The following is a 512-nucleotide window of genomic DNA, read 5'->3' as shown; positions in this document are numbered from 1 at the left end:
ACTACGCGTTTGTATTTAGGTTCTGTCATTCTATTCTCCTTACTAAAAAGGTTGAGAAAGAAACCTTTCCCAACCTATTTTAAATTCCCTCTTCATTACTTCTCTATTTTAAGCAAATTCAAAAAGTCTATATCGGGATGTTGTTAAATTATTTACCCATTTGAGCAGCAACTTCACTAGCAAAGTCGTCTTGGCGTTTTTCAATACCTTCGCCGACTTCAAAACGGAAGAAACCTTTGATTTCAGCATTGTTTTCTTTTGCAACTTCTGCAACAGTTTTGCTGTCATCTAATAAGTATTTTTGATCAACTAAGCAGATTTCTGCGAAGAATTTACGTAAACGACCAGTAATCATTTTTTCAACGATTTCTTTTGGTTTACCTTCGTTTAATGATTGTTCTGTAAGAACTGCTTTTTCATGTTCGTAAACTTCAGCAGGTACAGATTCTTCGTTTAAGAATTGAGGTTTCATACCACCGATGTGCATAGATACCATGCTAGCAAATTCAGGG

At 35.2% G+C, this 512-nt stretch carries 1 protein-coding gene; it reads right to left on the bottom strand.

Annotation, left to right across the window (positions count from 1 at the left end):
* Positions 1-148: 148 nt before the first annotated feature.
* Positions 149-512 (bottom strand): translation elongation factor Ts (gene tsf, locus ACRCJ0_RS19370; protein WP_431391850.1); only part of this gene is annotated, 364 nt, incomplete at its 5' end.

The sequence above is a fragment of the Aerococcus sp. L_32 genome, from assembly GCF_050689315.1.
The sequence above is the reverse complement of the archived record's forward strand: the minus strand, read 5'-3'. Positions and strand labels throughout refer to the sequence as shown.